6 protein-coding genes are annotated in these 7,749 nt (G+C 59.5%); 2 read left to right on the top strand and 4 right to left on the bottom strand.

Going from position 1 to position 7,749, the window contains the following annotated elements:
- Positions 1–381: 381 nt before the first annotated feature.
- Genes AUC71_RS00350 through AUC71_RS00340 form a run of 3 tightly spaced genes read right to left on the bottom strand, consistent with a single transcriptional unit; the run spans position 382 to position 3,630 of the window.
- Positions 382–1,677 (bottom strand): hypothetical protein, encoded by a 1,296-nt coding sequence (locus tag AUC71_RS00350; protein ID WP_069622661.1) that lies wholly within the window; start codon positions 1,675–1,677, stop codon positions 382–384.
- Positions 1,678–1,696: 19 nt separating this feature from the next.
- Entirely contained in the window at positions 1,697–3,172 is a 1,476-nt protein-coding gene (locus AUC71_RS00345; RefSeq protein WP_069622660.1) for a terminase large subunit domain-containing protein, read from the bottom strand.
- Complete coding sequence (locus AUC71_RS00340) at positions 3,169–3,630, bottom strand: hypothetical protein (protein WP_069622659.1); 462 nt, start codon at positions 3,628–3,630, stop codon at positions 3,169–3,171. Before AUC71_RS00340 ends, AUC71_RS00345 begins: the two co-directional genes overlap by 4 nt.
- A gap of 307 nt (positions 3,631–3,937) precedes the next feature.
- Here AUC71_RS00340 and AUC71_RS00335 point away from each other — a divergent pair, with 307 nt between their 5' ends.
- Both AUC71_RS00335 and AUC71_RS17150 read left to right on the top strand, forming a co-directional pair.
- Positions 3,938–4,168 (top strand): hypothetical protein, encoded by a 231-nt coding sequence (locus tag AUC71_RS00335; protein ID WP_069622658.1) that lies wholly within the window; start codon positions 3,938–3,940, stop codon positions 4,166–4,168.
- 1,901 nt (positions 4,169–6,069) lie between these two features.
- Entirely contained in the window at positions 6,070–6,759 is a 690-nt protein-coding gene (locus tag AUC71_RS17150; RefSeq protein WP_083237936.1) for a TIR domain-containing protein, read from the top strand.
- A gap of 91 nt (positions 6,760–6,850) precedes the next feature.
- On the opposite strand, the gene AUC71_RS00320 is transcribed toward AUC71_RS17150, so the two are convergent.
- The gene (locus tag AUC71_RS00320; protein ID WP_141701343.1) at positions 6,851–7,336 is read right to left on the bottom strand and encodes a hypothetical protein; all 486 of its coding nucleotides are present in this window, start codon (positions 7,334–7,336) and stop codon (positions 6,851–6,853) included.
- Between the last annotated feature and the right edge of the window lie 413 nt (positions 7,337–7,749).

Below are 7,749 nucleotides of genomic sequence, written 5' to 3'. Positions count from 1 at the left end.
CGGCTGCCAGCTAGCCCACTTCCTCGAAAGACGCCCTGAGAGCAAGGCCCCGCCGTATGTGCGGGGCCTTTTGCTGTGGGGGCGCATTGGGGCTGCTATCGGTTTTAGGGGGTTGGGGGCGGCCGTGAGCGGGCTCTCGCCATAGGCTGCATAGGCCAAGCCTTGCGACGCTCAGTGACTCGCTACAAACGGAGGTGCCTGCCAGGGGCAACCGGAGAAGCCCCTGGCAAGCCCAAGCGCCGTACGGCTCAATCAGACCGCCGTCGCAAAGCCAATGGAGCGGGCGGAGGCTGCGAGGCTCCGCCCGCCCCTCGTCGGCCACGGACCCGAGAGCCCCTGCCGACATTCGCCTGCCCTCGTGGAAGCAGCAGACGAAGATCTCTAAGCCGCCTCCCTCTTGGGCCTCGCCTTCGATTTGCGGCGAGTGCACACGCCAAGCACGGCAAGCGGGTTGGCACGTTGCCTCCGCGGGATCGGCTGGCCCATCCCGACTGCCGCGACGATTGCGGCTTCTTCCTCTCTTTCGAGCTTGAGCAGCAAACCCTTCAGCGTCGAAACGCGCGTAGCCTTCTCGTCTTCTGAAACGGCGTCGGCTGTCTCGTCGGCGGCCTTGGCATCAAGCAGCGCGTGCATGCGGCGTTCGATCATCTCGGGATACAACCACGCCATGATCTTCAACAGGCGGGCATCTTTGTTTGGCTCCGCACTTTCCGCTATGGCGACGCCGTGGGCAGCAAAGCGCAGCTCCATCTCGCCGTTGACTGCTTCAAGCCGAGGATGCGCGGCGTTCGCAAGCCGCTCCACAAGCGCCGTCGCTTTCGCCTTCAGGTCTTCGATAGGCAAAGGCGCAGCGCGTATCTCGCGTACCTGTGCTTTGATATCTTCGATCTGCGTGCGGAGTTGATCGACAGCGGCGCTGAGGTCGCCCGTGGGCGGCAAGGGCAGGTCAATCACGTCCTCGACTACAAGGTCATTGGGCACGTTCGAAAGCCAATGCCTGATTTGCGCCAAGGCCTGCCGCCCATTCGCCGACTGCGTGGAGCGCGCACGCCACGCCGCCTGCGTGGCGTCGGCTTCTCCCTTGAGCGTTTCGACCTGCTTCTCTAGCAGCTCCCGGCGTTCGGGCTGGCCGCGCTCAGGCATCGCTTCCAATTGGTTTGCCAAAAGCGCTACTTCTTGCCGAAGGCGATCTCCGTTTCTTTGAGCAACAGCGCTCAGAGCTTCGGCTTCATCGACGCTGGCAATCAGCGCTGATACTTTTGCGGCCGCACGCGGCGGCAGTCGGTCTGGTAACTTTCTTTCCAACATTGCGGGCATCTGTATCCTCCTAGGCCTTGCCGCACTTCCAGGCGTTCGAAACGCGGTCGTCGTATTGCGCGTAAGCCTGCTCCACGTCGTTCGACGGTGCAGGTTCGGCAGACTTACCTTGCGCCACGCTTCGCTTAATCGCCGGTCATACTCGACGGACGCTTGTTCGCGGCGCTCGGTCGCCTCCGCAGGCGGATTGCCCCCGCCAGGTTTGTGCAGGGCGTTGCCCTCGGCAACGTCGCGTTGCATGCCATCCATCATCGCGAGCGGCACCGTGATGGCTTGGCCATCCCGCAAGATCGCGTCGTGCGTGTCGTCGTCAATGAGGCCGTCGGGATCGCTCCGTCGCTTCTTCAAAAGCTTTTCCATTTTGGATTCCTTCTCCTTCTTAGCCGAGTGGGCCTCGATAGCCCGTGGCCGCTGCGTAGCGACCGAAATAGCCAGAGCCGCCGCAGAGACGACCGAGACCCTTGACCATGCCTTCGAGGTCGTAAGTGCTCTCGCCCAAGTGCACGAGGACGCCGAGCGCTGCGTTTGCGCAGTCATCATGACCGCCAGGAGGATGGTCGATGCTGTCTCGGCCGCCGCGTGCCGTTCGGCGTTCAAGGGCGATTAGTTGCTGAAACATGCGTCGATTACCGAGAAGCGAGACGCGCTTGCTGTTGATCAGCGGCAGGCCGTCCAAATAAATCTGGGTCTTAGGACGTTCGCTCGGCTGGTAGGTGATGCCCTTCTTCTCGAATTGTTCAGAAGGCCAGGAGCCGGCATAGCGATCCCCATGCACGGTCGTAACGCCGTAGCTCTTGAGCAGCGCCGCGTATTCGGCAACGACGCTTGAGGGCGAGAAGGGCGGTTTAACTTCCCGCAACACGTCGAGCACGGCGAGCCCATCAGAAGCGCGATGGCCAATGGCGAGCGTGAAGCTGTCCGAAGAGCCGCCGCTTGGATCGGTGAATGCGATGTAGGAATGCGCGGCGTCGTGCGGGCGCTCAACGTCGCCCCACACGATGCAGCTCTCGACGGCTTCTCGGGACACGAAACTCTCGATGTCCGTGCGGAACTCAGCACCGTACTCAGCCGCCGCGTTGGCCGGGTCTTTGGCGTAGGCGTCGTCAATGATTTTGCGGGGCACCACAGGGTTCATGCGGGTTGTGGGAGCCTGCCAAACCAGGCACAGGGCCTGCCTTGCCGAAGTACTGCTGATAGGCCTCCCACAACTCACCACGTCTCGCATACGGGCTGCTGGCCACGAGCAAGAGGGCGTTAGGTATCGTCGCCATTGCAGCCTAACGGCGTTGATCACTTCATGATCTGGATTGGCCGTGCCGTCATCCGTGCGCCAGAACGCGGCTTCATCGCAGAGAGCCGCTACGATGGTGTAGCCGCGGACGGTGCGGAAGCTGCACGAGTGGACTTCAATTGTCGTTCTGTTCTTGAGGTCGATGCTCTCCTGACGCTCGGCTTGGATGGTGCGCTTCAGCAGCGGCACGGCATTCAGCAGGCCCGAGCAGTAGCGCACGATGACACGCGCTTGCTTCCTATCAGCAGCGATCACCATGACCGTTGCGCGCTCGCCAGGGCCTAGGAAGGGCGTCCAATCTCTGAACGAGGCAAGGAAGACAGCGATCAGGGCGAGGATGAATGACTTGCCTCCACGCCGACCGATAACGAGCACGGCTTCTTGTGCCTGCTCACGCGGTCGATCCGTGCGGTTTGTGCATTCCATGAAGATCGCACGCTGCTCGCGATCCATGCGGAGCCCGAACAGCGCCGCAAGAAATGCGAACCATGCCTGCCACGTCTCTCGCCGTCGGAAGGCGTGGCCGAACACTTGGTCATCGCGGCATGCTTTGAGGATATTCATTGCCGGCTCCTCGCGTAATCCAAAGGAGTGGCAACGTCGGGCATGTCTTCGGCGCGACGCTTGATGCCTAGCGCTGCAAGGATGCGCCTCAGGCTGTTCGCGGCCCGCTGATAAGCATCGAGTGTCTTTGGGTCGGCCGTGCCGTTGGCGAGCAGCGATTCCAGCTTCTCGCATTCAATCGCCAGCACGGACGCGCGCCGCACGAGCAACACCTCGCTCTGCGAGATGGCGTCCATGCCACCAAGGTCTGAAATGTGGATGCGCATGAGCGCACGAAGGCGCTTCACCCAAGCCTTCTCTTCCGTCGTGGCTGGCAACAGGTCGGCGGCGCGAACCCTGTCCGGTCCACGAGGCGACTTCTGCAACCACGGCTTCCAGCTTGGATAGGGCTGCTTGCCCCTCGTTTTGGGCTCGCTGTCGGCTTTCTGCTTTTTCGTGCTGCTCATGCCGCCGAACATGCAGTTGGCTTAAAGCATGTCCAGCGTTACTTTTTATATGGCCGAAGATTAGGCGTGCGGGCGTGATTGCAAATCACAATACAGCGTTGGTTATCAAGGTCGTTTGCTACCGTTTTCTACTTGAGGCTTTTACCGGCTTACTGATGCCTGTTTGGGCGGGGGCATATAGGGGCAGGGTAGAAACTGTCCACTAGGCCTGCCCCACAGGGCTGCCATTGGTGCAGATGATACCGCTCGACCAACTGCAGGTTGAGGGAGTAAACTTAACCATCATCGGCGAGGGGCAGCCTGCTCAAGGGAGGCAGCGATGGGCTCCAGCGTGAAGAAGCAGGTGTTCAGTCCGCAGGACCTAAGGGTTCTCGATGACGTGCTCAGGTCGGCGTCGGTTAGAGCCGATAGTCTTGGCCTTCGGTCTGAAACTCTCCAAGCCGCCCTTCGTCGCCGCCTGTTTGAAATCGCCAGATCGGGCATCATTGATCCCGTCGAATTGGAAGATGCCGCCCTGACGAGTTTGGGCATAAACCAGCTGCGCAAGTAGGGCGATCAATCGGGCTGGCTCTTGAGGATTACCCGAGCCCCTTGGCGAACCATGATCGGCTCGCCCGGCCGTCTCTTTGTTACGTTCTCGAATGCTGCCTTTGCCGTTAGGAAGTCGCTTGCCCTTGCGAGCGTCTCTAGCAGCTTGTCGTAACCGTCGGTCCAAAGCTCAACGGTAAAGGGCAGATCGTGCTGAGGGGCCATGCCTCAATATGAGAACAAAAAAGGAACGAGGTCAACACGGCCTCGTCCCTCAGGTTCTGCTAGCGGCAGTCTTTGCCCTCTTTATCTAGTTTGGCATAGAGCTGAACAATGTTGCCGGACTGGTCTATTTTGAAGCCATTCTTTCGATAGCCCGGCTTATCAGGCGCCGTAAAAATCGGCTTCCCTCTCGTACCTTTCGGCAAGGTAGTTTTGCCGCAGCGCATTGATTTTGATCTTTTAGCCATGAAAGTTCTTGTCCTCAGCTTGGTCGAGGCAACAAAGAACGAGCGCGCCTCGGCCGGTGATGCCGTCCGGGTTTCAGGGCCTAAAAGCCTTTCGGGTTTTCGAGCGAGGATGTAGCGAAGCTGATTCAGATGGGGTGCGCAACCCAAAACAGGAACAGCCGAGGCTTAGCTTTCAGGCGCGCATTGAGCTCTGAGGCGAGAGCCGCTGCCGTAGTCGGTTCCAGGAAGAGTGACCAAGACTTCCGCAGCAGGGGGCGAGGCGCTGTAGTCGTAGCCAACCCCTAGATATTTGTTTCCTTGCATGACCGCACATTTGAGACGCGCGATTTTTGTCGGCACTCTCACTGTTACAAAAGCAAACGTGCTGTCGCGTAGGGCCGAAACGCGGATGCTGTCGACGCTCAATGCAGTCGAGAACGAGCTCGGCTCGGAGCTCGTATTAACCGCGTCCCGTTTCGCCTGTGCGCTCGGCGGTTCAGCAAGAGCCTGATTTCGAGACTGTTTGGACTCGCTAGCTTCTTTCCTCGCCCTTGCGCCTTCGGGATCTGCGATCTGAATGATCGCGCCAAGGAAGATCAGACTTGCGAGGACTAATGCGGGCCAGAAGACTATGTCGCCCCAAGACCACCGTCTATTATTCGACGAGGCTTGAACCTGTGGTCGGCTCCTCGCTCGTCCGAACTCAGTCCGGGGAGCAGACTGTGGCATGGGCTCGCGGCTTCCGAATGAAGCGGGCGCTGCAGCCGCTTCAGCAAATGAGGGATTAGCCTCAGGCGTAGACGGATAGAAGTGTGTGGGCGGGGATTCTATGTGTTGGCCGCGTGTGAGGAAGGCCAAGAAACCTGTGATAATCGAACCAAGCGCCCATATGAACATGATGAACCCTGTTCCAATGGTCGCACCGATAGCGGCTCCTGTCTGCCGAGCCTGGCTGCCTGTATTTAGCTGATCGCCAATATCTCCCCAGTAGCTAAACAGCCACCAGAGCATCAGGCGTTGAAGCCGTAAAAGAGATAGAGAAAGAAGCGACCCGCTCCGTCGCGCTTCCTTTTGGCCATCGTTCCAATCCGATCATCAAAGAACAACGGCTCAGGCTAGACCTCAACAAGTTGCGAACCGCCTAAAGCGCAACCCTCAAATTGAATGAACGGTACGTGGGAAGCTCGGAGGGCTATGGGAGCTGACAGCGGGTTGTACGGCGGCTTTGGCATATCAGCCGAGGCGCGGTGCCCGGCGCGCGCTCTATCGGCCTGTACCACCCTGTCGTGGGAAGCGGGCCCGCCTCACGGAGCCTTGGCCACGACAGGATTGTTAGAAGCGTTGCCGGGCAATATGGGCATACTGAGTGACTGTCATGCTCACGCTGTGAGCCTCAGTCCTGCGATGCCCTTCTCTAGTTCCTGCCTCCATGAGATAATAGCACGCAGAACGTGCACTTGGGCGAGGGAACAGCATGGATCTAGATCAGGCCAAGGCCCTGATTGAGCGGGCGGGCCTCTCCCTCGCATCAGTCGACGATCTTCCGAACGGTCACGGCAGCCGTATTAGAACCGCGGAGGGACCAATCGTTTGCGTCTATCACTCTGGCAAATGCGTTTTGCAGGGAAAGCGACAGGATCTTTTGAAAGAGGCGTTCGATGGAGCGGACGGCGTAGCTGTGGCGGCCAAAGGCAAGGTAGCAGCGCCTGTCGAACGCAGCGTGTTCGTTGTGTATGGTCATGACGAGGCTGTGCGGACCGAGCTTGAAGCCATGCTAAGGCGCTGGGGATTGGAGCCGCTGATTCTTGATCAGCTTCCTTCCGAAGGCCAAACGATCATCGAGAAGCTCGAGAAGTTCGGAGACAAGGCAAAATTTGCAGTCGTGCTGGCGACTCCGGATGATGAGGGTCATAAGGCCCAGCATCCGGACGAAAAGGCGTTCCGAGCACGACAGAATGTCGTCATGGAACTGGGAATGATGCTCGCCAAGTTGGGCAGGCCCAACGTTGCTATCTTGACGCCAAGCAGCATCGCCATGGAACGCCCCTCAGACATTCAAGGGCTGCTCTACATTCCATACAAAGACAGCTTGAACGAAGCAGCTTTGACGCTAGCTAAGGAAATCGACGCGCGCGGCATCGCAATCAATCTGAGCAAGGTCTGAGCAGTCCCGGCTCAGTACAACAAGTTGGCTTGGGCAGCATGTACATAAGGATGTCCCGTGCCGTAGGCGTCGATAACGCCCTGCAGCCCGCCTAGAATTCTTTTTGCCAAGGCCCCGCGCCTCGCATCCTCGTTATAGAAGCCGCGGACAACGATCGGATGCCTACGCCGTTTGCGTTTGCAGCGGTTATCGAGCCACGCCCGAAACGCTCAGCGTCAATTTGATAGAGGCCGATCTTGTTCTCAGCCCACTGACGATCCCACCAGGCCGCAAGATCGAAGCTGGCAATTGTGCTGGCCGTGATGCCGTGACGTTTGCAGGCGCGGGAACCTTGGATGCGCGCCTCAAGATGGAAGCACTCAGCTTCGCCTGTCAGCTTACAAGGTCGATCCGAGTACCACTGAAACGTGACGCCGGCTCCGCGCTTGCCGGTGTTGCCGTTGCCGTTGGCGAAGACCGTTGACGTGCGCATGCCGTGGCGGAGCTGGACGAACTTCGAATTGAATAGCCGAGACTTGGCGTCCACGGGCTCACGCTCGATGAAGCAATAGTCGGCGGCAAGCTCGGCGTATGTCACGAGGGCATCGCCCCGGCCCGCAATGATGCCTAGCGCGGTTTGTCCTGGTTGCAAAAGGCGCAAACCCTGGCAATACGATGGGTTGAACGGCGCAGGGCCATCGCGCCTCAGCCACCCGCCCAGGAGCGGTTTGCCGCAAGCCCCGTTCACGGCCTTGACTCCCGCGCCGATAATGGCTCCTTGAGCCATACGCCGACCACGTCGAAAAAGTGCCAGAGCGAAACCTGATCATGGTCCTGGACGCGCTCGCTAGTTTGCCCTAGTTGCCGATGCACGGCGCGCCTCCCTCGCTAGGGTCTTTGGTGCTGTCGTCATCACATCGTCTTCCTTGGCCCGTGCTGGTTCGCTCCCGGCACGGGCTTTTTTAATTCAGGTGCGGTCCTGTAGCTCGGCAGGCTCGCGGCGGCGGCGCT

Source organism: Methyloceanibacter marginalis (assembly GCF_001723295.1).
GTDB classification, from domain to species: Bacteria; Pseudomonadota; Alphaproteobacteria; order Rhizobiales; family Methyloligellaceae; genus Methyloceanibacter; species Methyloceanibacter marginalis.
This window is presented reverse-complemented; position numbering and strand designations above follow the sequence as displayed.

Bases quoted from the DNA above. Each gene is read 5' to 3' on its own strand.
- AUC71_RS00345 (WP_069622660.1), bottom strand. From the start codon at position 3,172: ATGAATATCCTCAAAGCATGCCGCGATGACCAAGTGTTCGGCCACGCC.
- AUC71_RS00335 (WP_069622658.1), top strand. From the start codon at position 3,938: ATGGGCTCCAGCGTGAAGAAGCAGGTGTTCAGTCCGCAGGACCTAAGG.
- AUC71_RS00340 (WP_069622659.1), bottom strand. From the start codon at position 3,630: ATGTTCGGCGGCATGAGCAGCACGAAAAAGCAGAAAGCCGACAGCGAG.
- AUC71_RS17150 (WP_083237936.1), top strand. From the start codon at position 6,070: ATGGATCTAGATCAGGCCAAGGCCCTGATTGAGCGGGCGGGCCTCTCC.
- AUC71_RS00350 (WP_069622661.1), bottom strand. From the start codon at position 1,677: ATGGAAAAGCTTTTGAAGAAGCGACGGAGCGATCCCGACGGCCTCATT.